This is a genomic window from Cognatilysobacter terrigena (genome assembly GCF_004361065.1).
In the GTDB taxonomy this organism is placed as follows: domain Bacteria; phylum Pseudomonadota; class Gammaproteobacteria; order Xanthomonadales; family Xanthomonadaceae; genus Cognatilysobacter; species Cognatilysobacter terrigena.
Genome location: NZ_SELT01000005.1, coordinates 95656 through 117837 on the forward strand (window position 1 = coordinate 95656; position 22182 = coordinate 117837).

Here is a 22182-nt window from a genome sequence, read left to right on the forward strand (position 1 = left end):
CGTGGGCGGACCGGCCGAGGCGGGACTGCGACGGGCGTCAGGCGTCGAGGGCGGCGCGCAGCGGGGCCAGGAATGCCCGGGCAGCCGCGGCCGGGTCGGTGGCGTCGGCGATCGCCGAGACCAGCGCGCTTCCGACCACCACGCCGTCGGCATCGATGGCCATCGCGGCGGCGCTGGCCGCGTCCTTGATGCCGAAGCCCGCGACGACGGGGACATCGGTGCCGGAACGGATCGCTCGCAGGCGCTCGCCGGCGGCGCCGGCGTCGAGGCGGTCGGCCGCGCCGGTCACGCCGGCGAAGCTGACGTAGTAGAGATAGCCTCGCGCCAGGCGGCGCAGCATGTCGACACGGGTTGCCGACGACGTCGGCGACGCCAGCAGGATCAGGGCGACGCCCGCGGCCTCGAAGGCATCGCGGAACTCGGCCGCCTCTTCCGGCGGCAGGTCGACCAGCAGGATGCCGTCGACACCCGCCTCCGCCGCGAGCTTCGCGAACGCAGCCGGGCCGCGGATTTCCACCGGAGTGAGGTAGCCCATCAGCACGACCGGCGTCTGCGCGTCGCGCTCGCGGAACTCGCGAACGCAACGCATCACGTAGTCGATACCGACGCCGCGGGCGACTGCGCGCTCGGAGCTGCGCTGGATGGTCGGGCCGTCGGCCATCGGATCGGAGAACGGCACGCCGAGTTCGATCACGTCCGCGCCCGCCTCGACGAGCGCGTGCATGACGGGCACGGTCGCATCCAGCGACGGATCGCCGGCGGTGACGAACGGAACGAGCGCCTTGCGGCGGGCGGACTTGAGCTGCGCGAAACGCGTGTCGATGCGGGACATGGGATCCGGAAGTCGATGACGCACCTTCGTCGAAGGTGCCGGCGGGTGGCGAACGGTCAGTGCGACCGTCGCCATCGCGCGTGCATGCGCGTCGCTCGCATCAGAGCGAGAGGCCTTCGCGCGCCGCGATGGTGTGCACGTCCTTGTCGCCGCGGCCGGACAGGTTGCACAGCACCAGCGCGTCCTTCGGCAGCTCGCGTGCCAGCTTCATCGCCTGCGCAATCGCGTGGCTCGATTCGAGCGCGGGCAGGATGCCTTCGGTGCGCGCAAGCGTGTGGAACGCGGCGAGCGCTTCGTCGTCGGTGACGCCGACGTATTGCGCGCGACCGGTGTCCTTGAGGAACGCGTGCTCGGGACCGACGCCTGGATAATCGAGGCCGGCCGACACCGAATGCGTCTCGATGATCTGGCCGTCGTCGTCGCAGATCACGTACGTGCGGTTGCCGTGCAGCACGCCCGGACGACCCGCCGCGAGCGATGCGGCATGTCGGCCCGTATCGATGCCGTCACCCGCAGCTTCCGCGCCAACGAGGCGCACGTCGCGATCGTTGAGGAACGCGTGGAAGATGCCGATGGCGTTGCTGCCGCCGCCGACGCACGCCGTCACCGCATCCGGCAGACGACCGTACTCGGCGAGCATCTGCGCCCTCGCCTCGCGGCCGACGATCGCGTTGAAGTCGCGCACCATGCGGGGATACGGATCGGGGCCCGCGACGGTGCCGATGATGTAGAACGTGTCGCGCACGTTCGTCACCCAGTCGCGCATCGCTTCGTTCAGCGCGTCCTTGAGCGTCGCCGAGCCGCTGCTCACCGGCACGACCGTCGCGCCGAGCAGCTTCATGCGGTAGACGTTGATCTTCTGGCGCTCGATGTCGGTCGCGCCCATGTAGACGACGCATTCGAGACCGAGACGAGCCGCGACTGTCGCGCTCGCGACGCCGTGCTGGCCCGCGCCCGTCTCCGCGATGATGCGCGTCTTGCCCATGCGGCCGGCAAGCAGCGCCTGGCCGATGGTGTTGTTGATCTTGTGCGCGCCGGTGTGGTTGAGGTCCTCGCGCTTGAGCAGGATGCGCGCACCGCCGACTTCGCGCGTCAGGCGCTCCGCGAAATAGATGGGGCTCGGGCGACCGACGTAATGCGCGAGGTCGCGGTCGAACTCCTCGATGAACGCAGGATCGACGCGCGCCGCGTCGTATGCCGCGGCGAGCTCCTGCAGCGGACCCATGAGCGTTTCGGCCACGAACCGCCCGCCGAAACGGCCGAAGTGGCCGTCGGTATCGGGATAGGCGTTGTAGTCGTCGACGGAAAGCGGTGCGGCGTCGGACATCGGGAAACCAGCGAACGCGGGGAATCGCCCGCCAGTTTAGCGCTCAGCAGGCCGCAGCGATGGCGTCCGTATGGCAATCGGCGCGGCGCACTTCCTCGACGAAGCGACGCATGCGGTCGCCGTCCTTGATGCCCGGCTCGGCTTCGATGCCGCTGGAGACGTCGACCGCCCACGGCGTCGCGGTGGTCACCGCGTCGAACACGTTCTCCGGGTTCAGGCCGCCCGCCAGCGCGTAGGGCTTCTGCAGATCCCGCGGAATCTTCGACCAGTCGAACGTCTTGCCGCTGCCGCCGGACTCGCCGGGGCGGTGGCTGTCGAGCAGGAAGCCGGCCGCTCCGGGGAAGCGCAACTGCAGGTAATGCGGCGCCATGATCTCGTCGCCCATCGGCACGACCTTGAGGTACGGCAGGCCGAAGCTGCGGCAGAACGCGTCGTCTTCGCCGCCGTGGAACTGCAGCAGGCTCGGGCGCACCTGGCGCACGACGTCGCGCACTTCCTCCAGCGAGTTGTCCTGGAACAGCGCGACTGCGTCCACCAGCGGCGCGAGCGCCTGACGCATCGCACGGGCTTCTTCCGGCGCGATGCGACGCGGACTGCGCTGCGCGAACACGAAGCCGATGCCGTCGACGCCGAGTTCGCACGCAAGGCGCACGTCGCCCGGACGGGTGAAGCCACAGAACTTGATGCGGGTTCGGAAGAGCGTTCGATTCACAGGGTGACCTCGGGGGGAAGCTGCCACTCCGCGGGATACCGCGGACCCAGGAAAACCAGTCCAGACGACGGCGCCGTCGGGCCGGCGCGCGTGCGATCCCGACCTTCCAGCACTTCGGCGATCCAGCCTTCCGGCTTCTCACCGCGACCGACCATCAGCAGGCTGCCGACGATGTTGCGGACCTGGTGGTGCAGGAAGGCATTCGCCTGCACTTCGATCTCCACGACATCGCCAACGCGACGGACGATGATCTCCTGCATCTCGCGTCGTGCGTGCGCAGCCTGGCAGTGCACGGTGCGAAATGCCGAAAAATCGCGCTCGCCGAGCAGGGACTGTGCCGCCCGATGCATCGCGGCGGCGTCAAGCGGTCGACGTTCCCATGCAAGCACCTGTCGATGCAATGCCGGACGGACTGAACGGTTGAGGATGCGGTAGACGTACCGTCGCGCGCGCGCCGAGAAGCGTGCACTGAACGCATGCGGCATCTCGCGACACCACAACACGGCGACTTCCGGCGGCAGCTTCGATGTCGCGCCGAGCGTCCATCCGCGCGGATCGCGGCGCACCGGCGAGTCGAAATGCGCGACCTGACACGCCGCATGCACGCCCGCATCGGTGCGGCCCGCGCAGATGAGTTCGATCGATGCCCCCGCGACGAACGACAGCGCGGACTCGACGGTGGCCTGCACCGTCGGCAATGGCGTGGGCTCGGGTTCGCCGTGTGCGGACAGCCGCTGCCACCCGCTGAAACAGGTGCCGTCGTACTCGACGCCGATCGCGTAGCGCGTGGACTCGCCCGGGGCCGGCTCCGTGGCCGCGCCGTCGGTCATCCCATTTCCTGCAGCATCTTCGCGGCGACGCCGCGCGCGGTGGCATCGCCGCTTTCGGCCACTTCGGTAAGAAGACCGCGTGCGCGTTCGGTGTCGCCCATGTCGAGGTAGGCCTGCGCGAGTTCGAGACGCTCGACGTTCGCGCCTTCGGCCGACGGCGTATCGAGCGGCAGGCCGACCGCCGGCGCGGGCGCCGGAGCAGCCGCCTTTGCAGGCGTGCGACGGCGCGAACGCGTCGCCGTAGCGGGTGCGCGATCCCAGGACGGCGTCGCGTCGACCGGCTCGTCGACCACGGCCGGCGCCGGTGCGGGCGCGGGCGCCGCCGGGAATGCGTCGGCCAGCGACGAGCGCGGCTCGGTCGACGGCGCGCGGAACGTCGGCGCCTGACGGCCGCGGCGACGCATCCACAACGCGGCAAGCACGCCGAGCGCCACCACGATCGCACCACCGATCCACGGCAGCGGCGACGACGGCGCAGGCTGTGGCGGTGCCGGAGGCGGCGCCTGCGTGGCCTTGCGCTGCTGCGCAGCGGCCATCTGCGAGTTCTGCATCGCGATCAGCTTCTGCTGGTCGTTCTGCAGCTTCTCGAGCTCGGCAACGCGACTCTTGAGCTCCTGCACCTCGGCGTCGCGCGCGGCGAGCGTTTCCTTGGTGGTGGCCAGTTCCTGTCGAAGCATTTCCCCCTCGCCTCCGGCGTCGATGCCGGACTGGGTGCCGCCGCGAGCCTTGCGGCCCGCGCCCGGCGGAACGATTTCGAGACGGCCGCCGGCGTCCGCCGGGGCCGCTGCCGTGCGTGGCGCGGGAGCCTGTGGGACCGGCGCCTGCGGCTGCGTGCGCGCCTGTCGCACCTGATGCGTGTAGGTGTGCACGAGGTCGGCGGCTTCGCGCGCCTCGATCGCCTGCAGCTCCGGCGTCGCCGGCACGCGCAGCACGCTGCCGCTGCGCAGCTGGTTGAGGTCGCCTGCGATGAAGGCTTCGGGGTTCGCTCGGAGCAGGCCCACCATCGTCTGCGCGTTCGTCACCCCTTCCGGCGCGACGCGCGAGGCGATGACCGACGCGGTATCGCCGCGACGGACGCGATATTCGCCCGGTGCGGGCGCCGAGCCCGACGGCTGCGCGGCGACCGGCGACGGTGCGGGGGTGGGGGCCGGGGTGGCGGGTGCCGCAGGCGTCGCCGCGACAGGTGCCGGAGCCGGCGTCGGTTCGAGCGCCACCGGGCGCTCCACCACCGCGGGTTCCTCCGCCGTCGGCGCCTCGACGACCACGGCCGGTTGCGCGTCGATCGAGCCGGGCGTCGACACGGTCGCCGTGTACTCCCGGACCAACCGGCCCTCGCCCCAGTCGACCTGGACGAGGAAGTTCAGCAGCGGCTGGGTGACCGGCTGGGCCGTGGTGATGCGGATGACCGGGCGCCCTGCCGTGTCGCTGCCGACCACGAAATGCAGGTCCGCGACGATGCCGATCGGCGGCTCGAGACCCACCCGTGTAAAGGTTTCGGGCGACGCCAGCGCGGCTTCGAGATCGACCAGTTCGGACGGGTCGTTGCTGACCACGGGGATCTCGGCCAGCAGCGGCTGCCCGAGCCCCGACTTCACCTGGATCTGTCCGAGCCCGAGCGCGTGAGCCGAGCCACTCGCCAGCGCGAGGGCCAGCAACACGGCATTTCGCAGACTTGGCCTCACCGATCTCTCCCCTTCGTTACGCGCCGACTCTAGCAGGACGCGCCCGCATCGCACGAGCCCGTGCGACGCGGGCGGTCGGGCCTACTCGGCGAGCACGAGTTCCGCAAGCTGCACCGCGTTGAGGGCGGCACCCTTGCGGATGTTGTCCGCGGTGACCCACAGCGAGAGGCCGCGCGGGTGTGAGATGTCCTCGCGGATGCGGCCGACGTAGACCGGATCGTTGCCCGACGCATGGGTCACCGGCGTCGGATAACCACCCGCCTTGCGCTCGTCCACCAGCTCGATGCCGGGCGCGGTCGACAGCAGCTCGCGTGCGCGTTCGGCGCTGATCTTCTCGCGCGTCTCGATGTGCACGGCTTCGGAGTGGCCGTAGAACACCGGCACGCGGACCACCGTCGGGTTCACCTGGATCGTGTCGTCGCCGAGGATCTTGCGCGTCTCCCACACCAGCTTCATTTCCTCGCTGGTGTAGCCGTTGTCGAGGAAGTCGCCGCCGTGCGGGATCACGTTGAACGCGATCTGCACCGGATATACCTCCGGCTTCGGATCCTGGAAGTTGAGCAGCGCGGCGGTCTGGCGACCGAGCTCTTCGAGCGCGCGACGGCCCGTGCCCGATACCGACTGGTACGTCGCGATGTTGATGCGCTCGATGCCGACTTCGCGCTGGATCGGGGCGAGCGCGACCATCAGCTGCATCGTCGAACAGTTCGGGTTCGCGATGATGCCGCGCGGACGGTTCTTCGCCGCCTCGGGATTCACTTCCGACACCACGAGCGGCACGTCGTCGAGGTAGCGGAATGCCGACGAGTTGTCGATGACGACCGCGCCCGCCTCGGCGAACTTCGGCCCATAGTCCTTCGAGATGTCACCACCCGCCGAGAACAGCGCGATGTCGACGCCCTTGGGGTCGAACGTGGCGAGGTCCTGCACGGTGATGCCGCGGCCCTTGAAGGCGATCTTCTCGCCGGCCGAGCGCGCGCTCGCAAGCAGGTGCAGCTCGGCAATCGGGAAGTCGCGCTCGTCGAGCACCTTCAGCATGGCTTCGCCGACGGCGCCGGTGGCGCCCACGACCGCAACGTTCACGGGGTTCTTCATTGGATTTCGGTCTCTCTGGTGGCGGTCGCGCCGGCCTCGGGCATCGTGCAGGACCGCAAAATTGGATGAATTCGACATCACACCGCGGCGCAGACGCGCGACACGCCCGCAGGCGCGCGCTGACGACTGGCCGCTATCGTTTTTTCACGTCGCCGCACTGCGCGCGATGACGCAGCGCCTGGTCCATCAGCACCAGCGCGAACATCGCTTCGCAGATCGGCGTCGCACGAATACCGACGCAGGGATCGTGGCGACCCGTCGTCACCACTTCGACCGCATTGCCGTCGACGTCGACGCTGTCGACCGGCAGGCGCAGGCTCGACGTCGGCTTGAACGCGACCGAGCAGCGCACCGACTGGCCGGTGCTGATGCCGCCGAGGATGCCGCCGGCGTGGTTGCTGTCGAAATCGGGCAGACCGTGCGGGCCGGGGCGCATCGCATCGCGGTGCTGCGAACCGTGCATCGCGACCGCATCGAAGCCGTCGCCGATCTCGACGCCCTTCACCGCGTTGATGCTCATCAGCGCCGCCGCGAGTTCGGCGTCGAGCTTGCCGTAGATCGGCTCGCCCCAACCCGCCGGCACGCCGCTCGCGACGACTTCCACGCGCGCGCCGACGGAATCGCCGGACTTGCGCAGCGCGTCCATATAGGCCTCGAGTTCGCCGACCTGATCGACGTCGGGCCAGAAGAACGGATTGGATTCGACATCGTTCCAGTCCGGCACATGCGGGCGCGAGGACCGGATTTCGCCGAGCTGCGACAGGTAGCCGCGCACTTCGACGTCGAACGCCTGCGCGAGCCACTTCTTCGCGATGACACCGGCGGCAACGCGCATCGTGGTCTCACGCGCGCTGGATCGGCCACCACCGCGCGGGTCGCGCACGCCGTACTTCGCCTGATACGTGTAGTCGGCGTGCCCCGGACGGAACTGCTGCGCGATCGACGCGTAGTCCTTGCTGCGCGCGTCGGTGTTGCGAATCAGCAGTGCGATCGGCGTACCGGTGGTGACGCCTTGGTACACGCCGCTGAGGATCTCGACCTCGTCGGTCTCGCGACGCTGCGACGTGTGACGGCTCCGGCCGGTGGCGCGACGCTCGAGATCGCGCGCGAAATCTTCGACCGCGATCGGCAGGCCCGGGGGGCAGCCGTCGACCACGCAGCCGATCGCCGGACCGTGGCTTTCGCCGAAGGTCGTGACGCGCAGCAGGTGGCCGAAGGAGTTCATGCGATCAGGCGCGGGCGTCGGCGAGTTCGCGGATGCGCGCGTGGTGCTCGACGAGGTCCGAGCGCTCGACGACGAAGATGCCCATCTGGCCGACCTTGAACTCGACCCATGCCATCGGCAGTTCCGGCAGCAGCTCGACCAGCGCGTGCTCGGCTTCGCCGACTTCGCAGATCAGCAGGCCGTTCTCGCTGAGATGATCGGGTGCGTCGCGCATGATGCGCAGCGCGAGATCGAGGCCATCGTCGCCCGCACGCAGGCCGAGTTCCGGCTCGTACGAATACTCGCGCGGCAGCGCGTCGGTCTCGTCGTTCGTGACGTACGGCGGGTTGGTGACGATCAGGTCGAACATCTCGCCCTGCAGGTCCTCGAACAGGTTCGACTTCACGAACGAAACGTTCGGAACCTGCAGGCGTTCCTTGTTCTCTTCGGCCAGCGTCAGTGCTTCGTCGCTGATGTCGATACCGACCACGTCCCAGTTCGGGTGGTAGTGGGCGGTCGCGATCGCGATGCAGCCCGAGCCCGTGCAGAGGTCGAGCACGCGGTCGACGTCGCGCTCCCCCCGCCACGGCTCGAAGCCCGCGATGATGAGTTCGGCGATCGGCGAACGCGGCACCAAAGCGCGGCGGTCGGACTTGAACGACAGGCCGGCGAACCACGCTTCGCCCGTGAGATACGCGGCGGGAACGCGCTCGTCGATGCGGCGACGGAACAGGTCCATGACGCGGCGCGCTTCCTCGTCGGTGACGCGCGACGCGCCGTACACCGGGCTGAGGTCGTGCGGCATGTGCAGCGCGTGCAGGACGAGCTGCGTCGATTCGTCGAGCGCGTTGTCGTAGCTGTGGCCGAACGTCAGGCCGGACGCATTGAACAGCGAGCCGCCGTAGCGGATGAGGTCGATGATCGAGACCTGCTGGAAGGTCGGAAGGCCCGCGTCCATTGACGTCGCACACGCATGAAGGCCCGCGATTATAGCGGGCGGCCGGTATCATCGCCGGTCCCGTCGGGCCTGGAGCCGACCATGTTCAACCGGACGACGCTGCTCGTCATCGCCTCCGCCCTCGCCGCGGGCCTCGGCCTCGTCGCTGCGCGCCACGTGTTCGCACCGGCCGCCGCCGACGCCCCGGCGCTCAAGGCGGTTCACCTCATCGACCCACGCGAGATTCCCGCGTTCTCCCTGCGCCAGTCCGACGGTACGCAGCTCGTGCCCGGGGAACTCAAAGGCCACTGGACGCTCGTCTTCCTCGGCTTCACGCACTGCCCGGACGTCTGCCCGACCACGCTCGCCGAAATGGCGAAGGCGCAGAAGCAGTGGGAAGCGCTGCCGGAAACCACGCGCCCGCGCCTGCTGTTCGTGTCGGTCGATCCGGACCGCGACACGCCCGATCGCGTCGGCGAATACGCGCACGCCTTCCATCGCGACACGCTGGCCGCCACCGCGGACGTGCCGACGCTCGAGCGGTTTGCACGCTCGGTAGGCCTCGTCTTCGAGAAGATGCCACCGGCCGCCGGCGCACCCGCGGACGCCTACGCCGTCGATCACAGCGCGACGATGGTGACCCTCGATCCTGAGGGCCGGATGGCGGGCCTCGTGCAGCCGCCGCTCGATCCCGCCGCGATCGCCGCGGACCTCACGACTTTGACGAAGACGACGCGATGAGCCTGGTCACCCGCCTCACCTACGCCCTGCCCCATCGTTTCCTGTCGTCGCTCGCGCGATCGCTCGCGTATTCGAAACATCCGAAGGTCAGCCGCTGGCTGATCGACACGGTGACGCGGAAATTCGGTGTCGACCTCGAGGAGGCCGCGAACGCCGACCCGCGCTCGTACGATTCGTTCAATGCGTTCTTCACCCGCTCGCTGAAGCCGGGCGCGCGTTCCGCGCACGTCGACGCCGACTCGATCCTGATGCCCGCCGACGGCCGCATCAGTCAGTGCGGTCCGATCCGCAACGGCGAGATCTTCCAGGCCAAGGGCCGCAGCTTCACCGCGGGCGAACTGCTCGGCAGCGCCGTCGACGCACAGCCGTTCGCCGACGGCGTGTTCGCGACCGTGTACCTGTCGCCGCGCGACTACCACCGCGTCCATATGCCGTGGACCGGCACGCTGACGCGAACCGTGCATGTGCCGGGTCGCCTGTTCAGCGTCGGCCCGAACGCCGTGCGCCTCGTGCCGCGCCTGTTCGCGCGCAACGAGCGCCTCGTCTGCCATTTCGACACCGACTTCGGGCCGATGGTGCTGGTGATGGTCGGAGCGCTGCTGGTGTCGGGCGTGGAAACCGTCTGGGGTGGCGTCGAGATCCCGCAGTACGGGCACAAGATCACCGAGAAGCGCTACGAGAACGGCATCACCCTCGAACGCTTCGCGGAGATGGCGCGATTCAACTACGGCTCGACGGTGATCGTGCTGCTGCCCGCGGGCGTGGCGACGCTCGATCCGTCGCTGCACGCGGAGTCGCCGGTGCGCCTCGGCCAGCGGCTCGCGACGCTGCTGCGTCGTTAGCACCCGGTTATCTCGACGGACGGCGGCATCGCGGTCCCGTCGTCCGCCTAGCATCGGCGCTTCCTGAAGCGAAGGAAGCGCCATGCGCTCCATGCACGTCCTGTTGTTGACCCTCGGCTTGACCGCGGCCGGCCTCACCGCTGCGCAGACGCCGCAACCAGCTGCGAAGCCCACGCCCGTTCGCGTGCCGACCGCCAGCGCCGGCCGCACGACGCCGTCGCCCGCGATCATCGTGCAGGGCGGCATCTCGCCGCAGCCGGGCTGCTCGCCGGCGGCCGGCATGAACGGGACGGCGAGCGCTGCGATCGGTCCGAAGCAGGACGACCCGGTCGGACCGCATCCGAACAGCCAGATGGCGTCGACGGTGGCTGCGTCATCGAAGCGCGCGGTGGCGATCGGTCCCAAGCAGGACGATCCCAGCCCGCCGCCTCCGCCGGCCGCCGGCCTCAAGTGCACGCCTGCCGCGCACTGAGTTTCCCTTCGCCAGCGCTAACGAAAAACGCGCCGTTGCCGGCGCGTTTTTCTTTGCGACAGATCAATCAGCCTTCGCAGCTGGACAGCTTGAGCGCCTGGCCGCGCTTCAACGCGTTCGAGTGCTTGATGCCGTTCGCCTTGGCGAGATCGTCGACGTCGCAGCCGAACTTTCGCGCGATGGTCGACAGCGATTCACCGGTCTGCACGCGATAGCTGCGCGGCGTCTTCGACTTCTTCGACGACTTCGCGTCATCCGCCTTGGCGCTGCGGCGTTCGTCGCGAGCTGCCTCCTTGGGCGCACTGCGACGCTCGTCGCGTGCAGGCGTCGCGACCGGCTCGGGGCGTGACGGAATGGCCGTGCTCGCGAGCGGCGCGGGCGAGCCCGTCGACACCGTGTCGGACGGCGCGGAATCGCTGTCGTCGGAGGCCGGCAGCGTCTGCAGCGGGCCGGTACGCACGATCGCGCGGCTCGGATCGCTCAGCACCAGCGTGCGCGCGAGGTCGGCGCGTGCGCCGTTGGTGCACCAGCGGTTGTAGGCGCCGACGATCTTGGTGTTCGCGTTGATCACCGTGCCGGTCGGCAGGAACGTCTCCGGCTGGTAGCGCGGGTTGAGGTTTCGCAGCGTGCGCATGTAGCCGTCGTGCACACCCTTGTTTCCGAGGCAGACGGTGAGCTGGTAGATCGACGCCGGCTGCGTCAGGCGCAGGGACGCCGGCTTCGCCGACACCTTCGGGAACGTCAGGCCGTATTCCTTGGGATGCATGAACAGCCACGCCGCGCCGATCACCATCGGCACGTAGTCGCGCGTCTCCGCGGGGACCTGGTTGTAGACGGACTCGTCCCAGAACGACTTCGCGCCGGTGCCCTGGTAGACGCGCAGCGCGCGGCCTTCGCCGCCGTTGTACGCCGCGAGCGCGAGTTCGATGTTGCGATTGAGCTGGCCCATGCGCTCGTTGAGGTACTCGGCGCTGGCCTGCGCGGCGGAACGCGGGTCGTAGCGCGTGTCGAAGCCGGTGCCGTCGTCGCCGAGGCCGAAACGACGACCCGTCGCCGGCATGAACTGCATGAGGCCTGCCGCGCCGGTGCGCGACGTCGCGTGCACCTTGCCGTTCGATTCCTTCGCCATGATGCCGAACAGCAGCGCTTCCGGCAGGCCGCGACGCTCGTACTCCGGCCACATCAGGTAACGCAGCGACTGGTAGTTCTCGTAGCTCGAGATCAGCGAGCCGCGCATGTCGGTGAGCCAGCGACGGATCGCCTGCTGCACGGCCGGGTTGTACTCGACCATGCGATCGAAGCGGTGATCCTCCGACAGCAGCGCCGCGGCGCGCGCGGCTTCCGGCACGTTGGCGGCGACGCCTTCGTGGCCGATCGAATCGGCGGGAAGCTCCTCGTCGTCGCTGTCGTCCGCGTCTGCGTCGACCGACTGCTTCAACAGGCGGTTGTACGTCGCAAGGAAGGTGTTCACCGGGCAGCCGCGCAGGCGGATGCAGGCGTTCATCACGTCCTCCATGTCTTGCAGCGCGGCGTCGCTTTCGGTCTGCGCGCCGGGGTCGTCGTTGCGCACGCCGATCGCGGCCTTGGTGAAGCGGCTCTCGGCAGCCTGCATGCGCGAGGTCAGACCGTCGATGGAAACGGTCTCGCGCTTGGCGGCGAGGACGAGCGACGGCGCGAGCAGCAGCGCGGCGCAGGCAAGCGACAGTCGGTGACGAAGCGGCAGTGGCATCGGTAATCGGGGGACGTACGGCGGGAACGGGCGAGCGTAGGTGCGACGCCCCGCCGCGGCAAGCAAAGTCGTCCGCATTCCTGAGCACGCGCGGTGCGTGGTTAGAATCCGGTCATCCCCCGCTGCGAGCGCCCGATGACGCTTTCGATCCTGCTCGGCAAGACCGCACCACCCGAGCTGCAGCCCGTCGAACTCCCCGCCCGCACCGGCAACCGCCACGGCCTCGTCGCAGGCGCCACGGGCACCGGCAAGACCGTTTCGCTGATGACCCTCGCCGAGGAGTTCTCGCGCATCGGCGTTCCGGTGTTCATGGCCGACGTCAAAGGCGACGTGGCCGGGCTCGCGATGCCGGGTACGCCCAACGAGCGGCTGCAGGCGCGGCTGACGACGCTCGGCATCACCGACCACGCGCCGGCCGCGAATCCGGTGATCTTCTGGGACCTGTTCGGCACGTCAGGCCATCCGGTGCGCGCGACGGTGTCGGAAGTCGGGCCGATCCTGCTGTCGCGCATGCTCGAGCTCAACGAGACCCAATCGGGCGTGCTCGACATCGCGTTCAAGCTCGCCGACGACCAGGGCCTGCTGCTGCTCGACCTCGAAGACCTGCGCGCGGTGCTCGCTCACGTGGCCGAAGAGCGCAAGTCGATCTCGACGCAGTACGGCCTGGTGAGCGCGCAGTCGATCGCCGCGATCCAGCGCGCGTTGCTGCGCCTCGAGTCCGATGGTGGGCATCAGTTCTTTGGCGAGCCCGCGCTCGAGCTGCCCGACCTGATGCGCACGACGCCGGACGGTCGCGGCGTGATCGGCGTGCTCGCGGCGGACAGCCTCGCGCTGAAGCCGCGCCTCTACTCGACCTTCCTGCTGTGGCTGCTGTCCGAACTCTTCGAGCAGTTGCCGGAAGTGGGCGACGTCGACAAGCCCAAGCTCGTCTTCATCTTCGACGAAGCGCACCTGCTGTTCGACGACGCGACGCCGGCCTTGCAGCAGCGTGTCGAGCAGGTCGTGCGACTGATCCGATCGAAAGGCGTCGGCGTCTACTTCTGCTCACAGTTCCCCGACGACGTGCCTTCCGAGATCCTCGGTCAGCTCGGCAATCGCGTGCAGCACGCGTTGCGCGCCTTCACGCCACGCGACCAGAAGGCGGTGCGCGTGGCCGCCGAGACGTTCGTGCCGAATCCGAAGATCGACGTCGAGGCCGCGCTGACGCAGCTCGCAATCGGCGAGGCGCTGGTGTCGGTGCTGTCGGCCGAGGGTGTGCCCTCGCCGGTCCAGCGCGTGCTGATGGCGCCGCCGCGCTCGCGCCTCGGGCCGGTGACGGCGGCCGAGCGGCAGCAGATCCGCGCGTCGAGCCCGGTCGGCGGGAAGTACGACCAGCCGCTGGACCGCGATTCGGCCGCGGAAATGCTGGCGCGTCGCGCCGAATCGCCGCCGCCTGCGGCGCCGTCGGCGCCCACCGCGTCGCCGCGCCCTACCCCAGCGCCGCGTGCGTCGAATCGCCAGGGCATCGTCGAGACCATGGCCAAGCAGGCGGCGCGTACCGTGGGCAGCCAGCTCGGCCGGCAGATCGTGCGCGGATTGCTCGGCGGGCTGCTGGGCGGACGCGGGCGAAGCAGTTGGTGACGATCGCCCGCTATCGACGAGTCGCTGCCACTCCGTCGCGTCGTGCACCGCGCCACGCGTTCGACGCGTCCCGGCGCTGATCGATGGGCCGCTGGCGTCCGCCTGCCGAGCACAGCACCGCGCTGATCACGCGCGACGGTTTCGAGCGCATGAAGGCCGAGCTCGACGACCTCTGGCGCGTGAAGCGACCCGAGATCGTGCGCGCGCTGTCGGCCGCTGCTGCGGAAGGCGATCGCTCGGAAAACGCCGAATACATCTATCGCAAGAAGCAGCTCGGCGAACTCGATCGGCGCGTGCGCTACCTCAGCAAACGCGTGCCAGCGCTCAAGGTGATCGAAGAGGCGCCGGCCGATCGCGACGCGGTGTTCTTCGGCGCGACCGTCGAACTCGAGGACGCGCAGACGGGCGAGTCGCTGCGCTACCGCATCGTCGGGCCGGACGAAGCCGAGCCGTCGAAGGGCGACATCAGCATCGATTCGCCGGTCGCACGCGCGCTGCTGAAGAAGCGCGTCGACGACGAAGTGGAAGTGCAACTGCCGACCGGACCGCGGCGCGTCGCGATCGTCGACATCACGTACGCGGTATGACTACCGCCGCCGTTCGGCGTCCAGCGCCGCGTCGATGAGATCATCCGGCGTATCGATCAGCGACATGCACACCGCGCCGGGTGCGCGCTTCGACACACGTTCCGGCGCGGGCTTCTTCGTCGAGCCCTGCGCCCACATCCGCTGCGAAATGAACTTGCCGGTGAGCAGGTTCCAGCTGATGCGGTAGCCGTCGTTCGCGCCCATGCGGTCGTAGCGCGAGGCGTCGAGGCCGATCAGGCCCATGCAGTCCTGCTCGGGATCGAGGCGGAAGCGGTAGGTCGCCTGCGTCGCCATCGTGCCGCCGGTCATCTGCTCGATGACGACGACGCGCTTCTGCACGCTCACGTGAGGCGGATCGAACGGCGACGATGGAAGCTCGAGCTGGTCGATGACGATCGGCTCGGCCTCGCGCGGTTTGCGATCGAAGTGCGCGACGGCGACGCGATGGCCCTCGTCGCCGCTGTAGACGAACACGGCGTCGTCGCTGCCCTCGCGCAGGATCGGCGCGTCGACGCGTTGCACGAGCTTCATGCCCGGAAAGTGATTCGCGAGCGGCGTCGCCGCCAATGCCGCGAACGCCAATGTTGCGAGTCCCACCGCCAGTACGAGACGCATCCTCCGCCCTCCCCGTGCGGCGCCTGCCGCCGGGCGATGCTACGCCCGGATCGGCAGCGGCGTCAGCGTCGGCAGTTCGGGGACCAGGGCCTCGCCGAACAGGTCGTGCTCGTCGCTGCCCATGATCTCGACGTCGACGAACTGACCCGGCTTCAGGCCTAACTCGCCGCCGTTCTGGATCTGTACGACGCCGTCGATCTCCGGCGCATCGGCCTTCGAACGCGCGATCGCGAGATCGCCATCCACGAGGTCGACCAGACACTGCTGCACCGTGCCGACCTTGGCTTCCAGGCGCGCGGCGGAAATTTCCGCCTGGCGCTCCATGAAGCGCGCGAGGCGCTCCTGCTTCACGTCCTCCGGCACCGGATCCGGCAGGCCGTTCGCGGCCGCACCTTCGACCGGCGAATAGGCGAACGCGCCGACGCGATCCAGCTGCGCCTCGTCGAGGAAGTCGAGGAGTTCCTCGAACTCGGCCTCGGTCTCGCCCGGAAAGCCGACGATGAACGTGCTGCGCAGCGTGAGGTCGGAGCACATGCGGCGCCAGTTCTGCACGCGCTCGAGCGTCTTCTCGACCGCGCCGGGGCGCTTCATCAGGCGCAGCACGCGCGGGCTGGCGTGCTGGAACGGGATGTCGAGGTACGGCAGCACCTTGCCTTCCGCCATCAGCGGAATGACGTCGTCGACGTGCGGATACGGATAGACGTAGTGCAGGCGTGACCACACACCCAGCTGCGACAACCCTTCGCACAGCGACTTCATGCGCGTCTGATACGCACGGCCGCGCCATTCGCGCTCGGCGTAGCGAACGTCGACGCCGTAGGCGCTGGTGTCCTGCGAGACGACCAGCAGTTCGCGCACACCGCCCATCACGAGCTTTTCGGCCTCGCGCAGCACGTCATCGACCGGACGCGACACGAGGTCGCCGCGCATCGACGGGATGATGCAGAAGCTACAACGGTGGTTGCAGCCTTCGGAAATCTTGAGGTACGCGTAGTGCTTCGGCGTCAGCTTGATGCCGACGTCGTCCTGCGCCGCCGGCAGCAGATCGACGAACGGATTGCGCGGTTGCGGCAACGCCGCGTGCACCGCCGACATCACGCTCGAATAGTCTGCCGGGCCGCTGATCGCGAGCACGTCCGGATGCGCTTCGCGGATCACGTCCGCGCGCTTGCCGAGGCAGCCGGTGACGATGACCTTGCCGTTCTCCGCCAGCGCTTCGCCGATGGCGTCCAGCGATTCCTCGACCGCGCTATCGATGAAGCCGCAGGTGTTGACGACCACCACGTCGGCATCGTCGTACGTCTGCACGAGGTCGTAGCCCTCGACGCGCAGCTGCGTGAGGATGCGTTCGGAGTCGACGAGAGCCTTTGGGCAGCCGAGGCTGACGAAACCCACCTTGGGGTTCCGGACGGGATTCTGGGCGGACATAACGGTCGGTCTCGAGGGGCGGTCGGTTCGACGGCCCGGAGGCCGCGACGTCCGTCGCGGCGGGCGTCCAGTATAACGGCCGGGGGCGGCCCGCCCGAGCGGCCGTAAATCGCATTCAGGAGGCGCGATGGGTACGTGGCAGGAACTCGAAACCCCGCAGGGCCGCGTGCGGACGTGGCACGCGACGCCCGCAAACGAGCCACTGGGCGGGATTGTCCTGATCCAGGAGATCTTCGGCGTGAACGGGCACATCCGGGACGTCGCGGAGCGGTTCGCCGCCGAAGGCTTCGAAGTCGCGACGCCGCCGCTGTTCGATCCCGTCGAGCCGAACGTCGAACTCGGCTACGACGCCGAAGGCATCGCGCGCGGCCGTGAGCTGGTCGGCAAGCTCGGGTTCGAGAACGCGATCGCGATCGTCGGCGCGGCCGCGGATTGGTTGCGCGGTCGCGGACGTACCGTCGGCGCGGTCGGGTTCTGCTGGGGCGGCAGCGTCGCCCTGCTCGCGAACACGCGCCTCGCGCTGCCATCGGTGAGCTACTACGGCGCGCGCTCGATGCCGTTCCTCGACGAGCCCCTGCTCGCACCCATGATGTTCCACTTCGGCGAACGCGATCGAAGCATCCCGCCGGAGGACGTCGAGGCGCATCGTCACAAGCACCCGCTGGCCGAGGTCTACACCTACGACGCCGGTCACGGCTTCAACTGCGATCGGCGCGACGACTACGACCCCACCGCGGCTGCGCAGGCGTGGTCGCGAACGGTGCGGTTCTTCAAGGACGCGCTGGCGTGAGCGAGTGGTCGCTGCATCCGCAGCTCGCGGCCGACACCGCATTCGTCGTCGGCCTGGCGGTGTGCGACGTGCGCCTGATGAACGATGCGAACTATCCGTGGCTCATCCTGGTGCCCCGCGTTGCCGGTGCGCGCGAACTGATCGATCTGGACGACACCGTCCGCCACCAGCTGACGGACGAGACCGACACGGCATCGCGTGCGCTGCGCAGTGCGTTCCGTCCGCACAAGCTCAATGTCGCCGCGCTGGGCAATGTGGTTGCGCAGCTGCACGTGCACGTCATCGCGCGCTTCGAAGACGACCCGGCGTGGCCGGCCCCTGTCTGGGGTCGCGTGGCCGCGCGTCCGTATGCGCCGGACGAACTGGCGGAGCGACTGGCGCGGCTGCGGGACGCGCTGCGCCGCTGATGGACTGGCGCATCGGCCGACTGGGCGATGCCGCCCTCCTGCTCGAATTCGATGGCGGAATCGACGCCGCAACCAACGCGCGCGTGCATATAGTCGCGAACGCAGTCGCGGCGCGACGCGCGGCGTGGATCGACGAACTTGTGCCGGCCTACGCGAGCATCGCGATCCATTTAGACGACGCAGCATTGGACGGTCACGCGGATCCGCTCGGCGATGCCGAGCGTCGCCTGCACGCGCTGTTGCAGGAGCTTGCCGCTAGCCCAGCCGAACGCGCGCCGCGGTGCGTCGAAATCCCGGTTCACTACGGCGGCGAACACGGCCCCGATCTGCAACGTGTCGCGGACAACGCTGGCCTGACGGTCGAGGAAGCCGTCGCGCGCCACGCAGCCGGCGATTACACGGTCGCGATGCTCGGCTTCGCGCCGGGCTTTCCGTATCTTTTGGGTCTCGACCCGCGGCTCTCGACACCGCGCCTGGAGACGCCGCGCACACGCGTCCCCGCAGGCAGCGTCGCGATCGGCGGTGCGCAGACCGGCCTGTATCCGCATGCCGGACCGGGCGGCTGGAACCTCATCGGTCGCACCGACCTCGTGCTGTTCGATGCGCGGCGCGATCCGCCGACGCTGCTCATGCCCGGCGACCGCGTGCGGTTTGTGGCGGTGGGCGGCGCATGAGCATCGAGGTGCTGTCGCCGGGGCCGCTGACCACGGTGCAGGATCGCGGACGCACGGGCTGGCGCCATCTCGGCGTCGGCGTCGCCGGGGCGCTCGATGACGACGCGCACGTGCTGGCCAATCTGCTGGTCGGCAACCCGCCCGATGCGGCAACGCTGGAAATCACGCTCGCCGGCCCTCGCCTCCGCTTCACGCAAGCAGCGCTCGTAGCAGTGTGTGGCGCTGACATCGAGCTGCGCTGCGACGGTGCTGCGCTGTCGACCGCGCGTCCCATCGCGCTTCCGGCGGGCGCCGTGTTGGGCATCGGCGGCTGTCGTCGCGGCACGCGGGCGTATCTCGCGGTTGCCGGCGGCGTCGATGTTGCGCCGGTGCTCGGCAGCCGAAGCACGGATCTGCGCGGCGGTTTCGGCGGACTGGATGGACGACCGCTGCGCGCCGGGGACGTGATTCCGGTCGGTCTGTCAGACCGCCCCGAGGTCGACGCACCACAGGTCGCGCTGTGGTGGATCGACGACGCGCACGACGCGCCGGTCGACGGCTGCATCCGCGTGCTGTCCGGAGCCGACGCGACGCCGCCCGTCGATGCGCTGTTCCAATCCCCGTGGCGCGTCGCGACTCAAAGCGACCGCCAGGGCCTGCGACTCGAAGGCGCGCGCATCGTCGTGTCGGATGCCGGCGAACGCATTTCGGCGCCGGTCACGCCCGGCACCGTCCAGCTTCCACCCGACGGGCAGCCCATCGTGCTGCTCGCCGACGCGCAGACGCATGGCGGCTATCCGCGTATCGGCCACGTGATCCGTGCCGATCTTCCACGTCTTGCGCAGCTGCGCCCCGGTGACGCCGTGCGCTTCGCGCCGTGCGCGCCGGTCGAGGCGCATACGGCATTGCGCGCGCGGCGACAGGCGTTGGCTCGCCTCGCGCTGATGATCGAGACGCAGACGCGCATCGGTCTTTGAAACCGCACGGTGCGTGATTCGGAAGCGGAGGGTCGACATCGGAACGGGGGCGAAGGCGGTCCACCACGAGTGCTAGGCTCGAGCCCGATCGACGTAGTGAACGCGCTGCGTCCATCGGTTCGACGGACTCAACCTTGTTGCGGAACACGCAATCGGCACGCGGTCGCTTCGCATCGAATAGCTTCCAACCTGCATGGTCTTACGATGAACTTGACCAACTCCACGGAGGCGAACCGGTGACGGAAACCGGGTCCTTCAACAGTGCATCCAATCGGCACACGCCGCTGCGCTCGCTCGATTTCAATTGCGACCTCGGCGAAGGCTGCGGTACCGACGCCGCCATCGTTCCGCTGATCAGGTCCGCGAGCATCGCCTGCGGCGCGCACGCCGGCGACGCGGCCACGATGCGCGAAACGGTGGCGCTGTGCCTCGCGCACGGCGTCGCCATCGGCGCGCATCCGTCGTTCGAAGATCGCGAGCATTTCGGCCGGCGCGAAATCCAGGTCGCCGCAGCTGCGCTCGAAGTCTCCGTGCGGCAGCAGATCGAAACGCTGGCGGAGGTGTGCGCGTCGCTGGGCGGTCGCCTGCGTCACATCAAACCCCATGGCGCGCTCTACAACCTCGCCGCGCGTGATCGGGCGACGGCGGAGGTCATCGCGCGCGCCGTTCACGCGGTCGATCCCACACTGATCCTCTATGGCCTCGCGGGTTCGCACTCGATCGACGCGGCGCACGATGCCGGCCTTGCGGTGGCGCATGAAGTGTTCGCCGAGCGCGCTTACGACGCCAACGGGCGGCTCACTCCGCGCGGTACACCGGGCGCGATCATCGAGGACCTCGAGCCCGCCCTTGCGCAGGTCCGCCTGCTGCTCCGCGAGGGCGTCGTCGTCGCACGCGATGGCACGCGCGTTCCGCTGCGTGCCGATACGTTGTGCCTGCATGGCGATCGCGCCGACGCACCCGCATTCGCGCAGGCCCTGCGCGCTGCGCTCGAAACCGAAGGCGTGCGCATCCGCGCGCCCGGGGAGACTTGATGAACTACTGGCCACTTCTCGGCATTGCGATCGTCATCGCGGGTTTCGTGCGTCGCTACAACCCGGTTGCGGTTGTGGTGACCGCCGGCCTGGCGAGCGGCCTGCTCGCGGGCAAAACCATCGGCGACCTGCTCGCGCTGCTGGGCGAAAGCTTCGTCAGCAATCGAACGCTCCTGCTGTTCGCGTTCACCCTGCCTGCCATCGGCGTGCTCGAGCGGGCCGGGCTGCGCGAGCACGTGCAGTCGTGGATCCTGCGGCTGCGGTCGCTGACTCTCGGCCGGCTGCTTGTTGGCTATCTCGCGTTGCGGCAGGTCCTGAGCATGCTGGGGCTGGTGGACGTCGCGGGGCACGCGCAGACTGTGCGTCCACTGCTCGCACCCATGGCGGAGTCGGCCGCGCGAAAGCGCGTGGGCGAACTCTCGCGCGAGGACGCGCAGCGCGTACAGGCGCTGGCGGCGGCCACCGAAAATGTGGGTCGCTTCTTTGGTGAGGACGTCTTCCTCGCGTTCGGTGCGGTCCTGCTGATCCAGGGCTTCTACGCGCAGAACGGCATCGAACTCGAACCGCTGCACATCGCGCTGTGGGCATTGCCGACGGCGATCGCGGCGTTCGTCATCCACGCCGTGCGCATTGTCCTGTTCGAACGCGGGCTGCACGTGCGACGGAGCGCCCCATGACCGCGTCGGGCGTGCTCGATATCGGGATGTTCTATTGGTTGCTGGCGGCCTTCCTCGCATACGCCGGGTGGCGCAACTTGCGCGACCGTCGCTGGGCGCATGCCGCGTTCTGGTGCGTGATTGCACTGTTGTTCGCATCCGGCGACCACGTGCTCGCTGCGCGCAATGCCGGCGATCCGCTGCCGGCGCAGCTGGCCGGACTGGGCGTGGTCGCGCTCGCGGTCCTCTCGCTGCGCATGCACCGCGCGCATGTCGACGAAGCACCTGCGTCGGAGCGCGCCGCAGCGGCGCAGCGTCTCGGCCATCGCCTGCTCGGCCCTGCGTTGCTGATTCCGCTGGTGACGCTGGTCGTGGTGCTGCTCGGTCCGAAGCTGTCGATCGCCGCGCGTCCGCTGCTGGGCGATGGCAGCCCGACGCTCATCGGCCTGGCGATCGCGAGCGTCGTCGCCGCCGTCGCCGCACTCCTCGTCGCGCGGATGCCGGCGTCGACCGCGCCCGCCGAGGGGCGTCGCCTGCTCGACACCATGGGCTGGGCCGCACTGCTGCCGATGGTGCTGGCGACGCTGGGGGGCGTGTTCGCGGCGAGCGGTGTCGGCGACGCCGTCGCGTCGCTTGTGTCGGCCGTGATCCCCGTCGACAACCGCTTCGCCTGCGTGGTCGCCTACGGCCTGGGCATGGCGATGTTCACCGTGATCATGGGCAACGCGTTCGCGGCCTTTCCCGTACTCACCGCTGGCATTGGCCTGCCGCTGCTCATCCACCGCCACGGCGCGGATCCGGCGGCGCTCGGCGCGCTAGGCATGGTGACCGGCTACTGCGGCACGCTGCTCACGCCGATGGCCGCGAATTTCAACCTCGTGCCCGCCGCGCTGCTGGAACTCGACGACCCGAACGCGGTGATCCGCATCCAGGTGCCGACTGCCCTGACGCTGCTGGCGGTGAACCTCGGCCTGATGGCGTGTCTGGTGTTCCGCTGAGGCGGGACGCGCGC

General features: G+C 69.2%; 23 protein-coding genes. 12 read left to right on the forward strand and 11 right to left on the reverse strand.

Annotated elements, in window-relative coordinates:
* Positions 1–37 precede the first annotated feature (37 nt).
* The 8 genes from trpA to prmB form a co-directional block, all read right to left on the reverse strand.
* Complete coding sequence (gene trpA / locus EVS83_RS05205; protein WP_133499965.1) at positions 38–832, reverse strand: tryptophan synthase subunit alpha; 795 nt, start codon at positions 830–832, stop codon at positions 38–40.
* Between the two features lie 100 nt (positions 833–932).
* Positions 933–2159 carry a tryptophan synthase subunit beta gene (gene trpB, locus EVS83_RS05210; RefSeq protein ID WP_133499967.1) on the reverse strand — a complete coding sequence of 409 codons (1227 nt, stop codon included), beginning with the start codon at positions 2157–2159 and terminating at the stop codon, positions 933–935.
* A gap of 43 nt (positions 2160–2202) precedes the next feature.
* Positions 2203–2871 carry a phosphoribosylanthranilate isomerase gene (locus tag EVS83_RS05215; protein ID WP_133499968.1) on the reverse strand — a complete coding sequence of 223 codons (669 nt, stop codon included), beginning with the start codon at positions 2869–2871 and terminating at the stop codon, positions 2203–2205.
* Positions 2868–3701 (reverse strand): tRNA pseudouridine(38-40) synthase TruA, encoded by an 834-nt coding sequence (truA, locus tag EVS83_RS05220; RefSeq protein WP_133499969.1) that lies wholly within the window; start codon positions 3699–3701, stop codon positions 2868–2870. Before truA ends, EVS83_RS05215 begins: the two co-directional genes overlap by 4 nt.
* Complete coding sequence (locus EVS83_RS05225; protein WP_246022777.1) at positions 3698–5359, reverse strand: type IV pilus assembly protein FimV; 1662 nt, start codon at positions 5357–5359, stop codon at positions 3698–3700. The genes truA and EVS83_RS05225 overlap by 4 nt, the downstream gene beginning before the upstream one ends.
* A gap of 105 nt (positions 5360–5464) precedes the next feature.
* A complete protein-coding gene (locus EVS83_RS05230; protein ID WP_133499972.1) occupies positions 5465–6478 on the reverse strand; it encodes an aspartate-semialdehyde dehydrogenase in 1014 nt (337 codons plus the stop codon).
* A gap of 133 nt (positions 6479–6611) precedes the next feature.
* Entirely contained in the window at positions 6612–7703 is a 1092-nt protein-coding gene (gene aroC, locus EVS83_RS05235; RefSeq protein ID WP_133499974.1) for a chorismate synthase, read from the reverse strand.
* A 4-nt stretch (positions 7704–7707) separates the two neighbouring features.
* On the reverse strand, positions 7708–8640 hold the full coding sequence (gene prmB / locus EVS83_RS05240) for a 50S ribosomal protein L3 N(5)-glutamine methyltransferase (RefSeq protein ID WP_133499976.1): 933 nt from the start codon (positions 8638–8640) through the stop codon (positions 7708–7710).
* A gap of 81 nt (positions 8641–8721) precedes the next feature.
* On the opposite strand from prmB, the gene EVS83_RS05245 reads away from it, so the two are divergent.
* The 3 genes from EVS83_RS05245 (at position 8722) to EVS83_RS05255 (ending at position 10674) form a co-directional block, all read left to right on the forward strand.
* Positions 8722–9360: an SCO family protein gene (locus EVS83_RS05245; RefSeq protein WP_133499977.1), complete on the forward strand. Its 639-nt coding sequence runs from the start codon at positions 8722–8724 to the stop codon at positions 9358–9360.
* Entirely contained in the window at positions 9357–10202 is an 846-nt protein-coding gene (asd, locus tag EVS83_RS05250; protein WP_133499979.1) for an archaetidylserine decarboxylase, read from the forward strand. The genes EVS83_RS05245 and asd overlap by 4 nt, the downstream gene beginning before the upstream one ends.
* Before the next feature lie 82 nt (positions 10203–10284).
* The gene (locus EVS83_RS05255; protein WP_133499980.1) at positions 10285–10674 is read left to right on the forward strand and encodes a hypothetical protein; all 390 of its coding nucleotides are present in this window, start codon (positions 10285–10287) and stop codon (positions 10672–10674) included.
* A 67-nt stretch (positions 10675–10741) separates the two neighbouring features.
* Here the strand turns inward: EVS83_RS05255 and EVS83_RS05260 are convergent, their stop codons facing one another.
* The gene (locus tag EVS83_RS05260; RefSeq protein ID WP_133499981.1) at positions 10742–12403 is read right to left on the reverse strand and encodes a transglycosylase SLT domain-containing protein; all 1662 of its coding nucleotides are present in this window, start codon (positions 12401–12403) and stop codon (positions 10742–10744) included.
* A gap of 135 nt (positions 12404–12538) precedes the next feature.
* Here EVS83_RS05260 and EVS83_RS05265 point away from each other — a divergent pair, with 135 nt between their 5' ends.
* Both EVS83_RS05265 and greB read left to right on the forward strand, forming a co-directional pair.
* Positions 12539–14023, forward strand: a complete 1485-nt coding sequence (locus EVS83_RS05265; protein ID WP_133499982.1) for a helicase HerA-like domain-containing protein — start codon at positions 12539–12541, stop codon at positions 14021–14023.
* An 83-nt stretch (positions 14024–14106) separates the two neighbouring features.
* The gene (gene greB, locus EVS83_RS05270) at positions 14107–14610 is read left to right on the forward strand and encodes a transcription elongation factor GreB (RefSeq protein WP_133499983.1); all 504 of its coding nucleotides are present in this window, start codon (positions 14107–14109) and stop codon (positions 14608–14610) included.
* On the opposite strand, the gene EVS83_RS05275 is transcribed toward greB, so the two are convergent.
* Positions 14611–15225, reverse strand: coding sequence for a hypothetical protein (locus EVS83_RS05275; RefSeq protein ID WP_133499984.1), 615 nt, complete (start codon positions 15223–15225; stop codon positions 14611–14613). It lies immediately after the preceding gene.
* A 39-nt stretch (positions 15226–15264) separates the two neighbouring features.
* Entirely contained in the window at positions 15265–16653 is a 1389-nt protein-coding gene (rimO, locus tag EVS83_RS05280; RefSeq protein ID WP_133499985.1) for a 30S ribosomal protein S12 methylthiotransferase RimO, read from the reverse strand.
* Positions 16654–16780: 127 nt separating this feature from the next.
* Between rimO and EVS83_RS05285 the strand changes: the two genes are divergently transcribed.
* From EVS83_RS05285 to EVS83_RS05315, 7 genes are all read left to right on the forward strand, one after another.
* On the forward strand, positions 16781–17443 hold the full coding sequence (locus EVS83_RS05285) for a dienelactone hydrolase family protein (protein WP_133499986.1): 663 nt from the start codon (positions 16781–16783) through the stop codon (positions 17441–17443).
* On the forward strand, positions 17440–17850 hold the full coding sequence (locus EVS83_RS05290) for an HIT family protein (RefSeq protein WP_133499987.1): 411 nt from the start codon (positions 17440–17442) through the stop codon (positions 17848–17850). Before EVS83_RS05285 ends, EVS83_RS05290 begins: the two co-directional genes overlap by 4 nt.
* Positions 17850–18524 (forward strand): 5-oxoprolinase subunit PxpB, encoded by a 675-nt coding sequence (gene pxpB, locus EVS83_RS05295; RefSeq protein ID WP_133499988.1) that lies wholly within the window; start codon positions 17850–17852, stop codon positions 18522–18524. The genes EVS83_RS05290 and pxpB overlap by 1 nt, the downstream gene beginning before the upstream one ends.
* The gene (locus EVS83_RS05300; RefSeq protein ID WP_133499989.1) at positions 18521–19480 is read left to right on the forward strand and encodes a 5-oxoprolinase subunit C family protein; all 960 of its coding nucleotides are present in this window, start codon (positions 18521–18523) and stop codon (positions 19478–19480) included. The genes pxpB and EVS83_RS05300 overlap by 4 nt, the downstream gene beginning before the upstream one ends.
* A 236-nt stretch (positions 19481–19716) precedes the next feature.
* Positions 19717–20514, forward strand: coding sequence for a 5-oxoprolinase subunit PxpA (locus tag EVS83_RS05305; RefSeq protein WP_246022778.1), 798 nt, complete (start codon positions 19717–19719; stop codon positions 20512–20514).
* Positions 20514–21191, forward strand: a complete 678-nt coding sequence (locus tag EVS83_RS05310) for a DUF969 domain-containing protein (RefSeq protein WP_133499990.1) — start codon at positions 20514–20516, stop codon at positions 21189–21191. The genes EVS83_RS05305 and EVS83_RS05310 overlap by 1 nt, the downstream gene beginning before the upstream one ends.
* A complete protein-coding gene (locus tag EVS83_RS05315; RefSeq protein WP_246022779.1) occupies positions 21188–22168 on the forward strand; it encodes a 5-oxoproline transporter, DUF979 family subunit in 981 nt (326 codons plus the stop codon). Before EVS83_RS05310 ends, EVS83_RS05315 begins: the two co-directional genes overlap by 4 nt.
* Positions 22169–22182: the final 14 nt, after the last annotated feature.

What these genes read in the sequence shown, in the direction of transcription:
- trpA (WP_133499965.1), bottom strand. Translation starts at nt 832, where the DNA reads ATGTCCCGCATCGACACGCGTTTCGCGCAGCTCAAGTCCGCCCGCCGC.
- trpB (WP_133499967.1), bottom strand. Translation starts at nt 2,159, where the DNA reads ATGTCCGACGCCGCACCGCTTTCCGTCGACGACTACAACGCCTATCCC.
- truA (WP_133499969.1), bottom strand. Translation starts at nt 3,701, where the DNA reads ATGACCGACGGCGCGGCCACGGAGCCGGCCCCGGGCGAGTCCACGCGC.
- EVS83_RS05230 (WP_133499972.1), bottom strand. Translation starts at nt 6,478, where the DNA reads ATGAAGAACCCCGTGAACGTTGCGGTCGTGGGCGCCACCGGCGCCGTC.
- aroC (WP_133499974.1), bottom strand. Translation starts at nt 7,703, where the DNA reads ATGAACTCCTTCGGCCACCTGCTGCGCGTCACGACCTTCGGCGAAAGC.
- prmB (WP_133499976.1), bottom strand. Translation starts at nt 8,640, where the DNA reads ATGGACGCGGGCCTTCCGACCTTCCAGCAGGTCTCGATCATCGACCTC.
- EVS83_RS05245 (WP_133499977.1), top strand. Translation starts at nt 8,722, where the DNA reads ATGTTCAACCGGACGACGCTGCTCGTCATCGCCTCCGCCCTCGCCGCG.
- asd (WP_133499979.1), top strand. Translation starts at nt 9,357, where the DNA reads ATGAGCCTGGTCACCCGCCTCACCTACGCCCTGCCCCATCGTTTCCTG.
- EVS83_RS05255 (WP_133499980.1), top strand. Translation starts at nt 10,285, where the DNA reads ATGCGCTCCATGCACGTCCTGTTGTTGACCCTCGGCTTGACCGCGGCC.
- EVS83_RS05260 (WP_133499981.1), bottom strand. Translation starts at nt 12,403, where the DNA reads ATGCCACTGCCGCTTCGTCACCGACTGTCGCTTGCCTGCGCCGCGCTG.
- EVS83_RS05265 (WP_133499982.1), top strand. Translation starts at nt 12,539, where the DNA reads ATGACGCTTTCGATCCTGCTCGGCAAGACCGCACCACCCGAGCTGCAG.
- greB (WP_133499983.1), top strand. Translation starts at nt 14,107, where the DNA reads ATGGGCCGCTGGCGTCCGCCTGCCGAGCACAGCACCGCGCTGATCACG.
- EVS83_RS05275 (WP_133499984.1), bottom strand. Translation starts at nt 15,225, where the DNA reads ATGCGTCTCGTACTGGCGGTGGGACTCGCAACATTGGCGTTCGCGGCA.
- rimO (WP_133499985.1), bottom strand. Translation starts at nt 16,653, where the DNA reads ATGTCCGCCCAGAATCCCGTCCGGAACCCCAAGGTGGGTTTCGTCAGC.
- EVS83_RS05285 (WP_133499986.1), top strand. Translation starts at nt 16,781, where the DNA reads ATGGGTACGTGGCAGGAACTCGAAACCCCGCAGGGCCGCGTGCGGACG.
- pxpB (WP_133499988.1), top strand. Translation starts at nt 17,850, where the DNA reads ATGGACTGGCGCATCGGCCGACTGGGCGATGCCGCCCTCCTGCTCGAA.
- EVS83_RS05300 (WP_133499989.1), top strand. Translation starts at nt 18,521, where the DNA reads ATGAGCATCGAGGTGCTGTCGCCGGGGCCGCTGACCACGGTGCAGGAT.
- EVS83_RS05310 (WP_133499990.1), top strand. Translation starts at nt 20,514, where the DNA reads ATGAACTACTGGCCACTTCTCGGCATTGCGATCGTCATCGCGGGTTTC.
- EVS83_RS05315 (WP_246022779.1), top strand. Translation starts at nt 21,188, where the DNA reads ATGACCGCGTCGGGCGTGCTCGATATCGGGATGTTCTATTGGTTGCTG.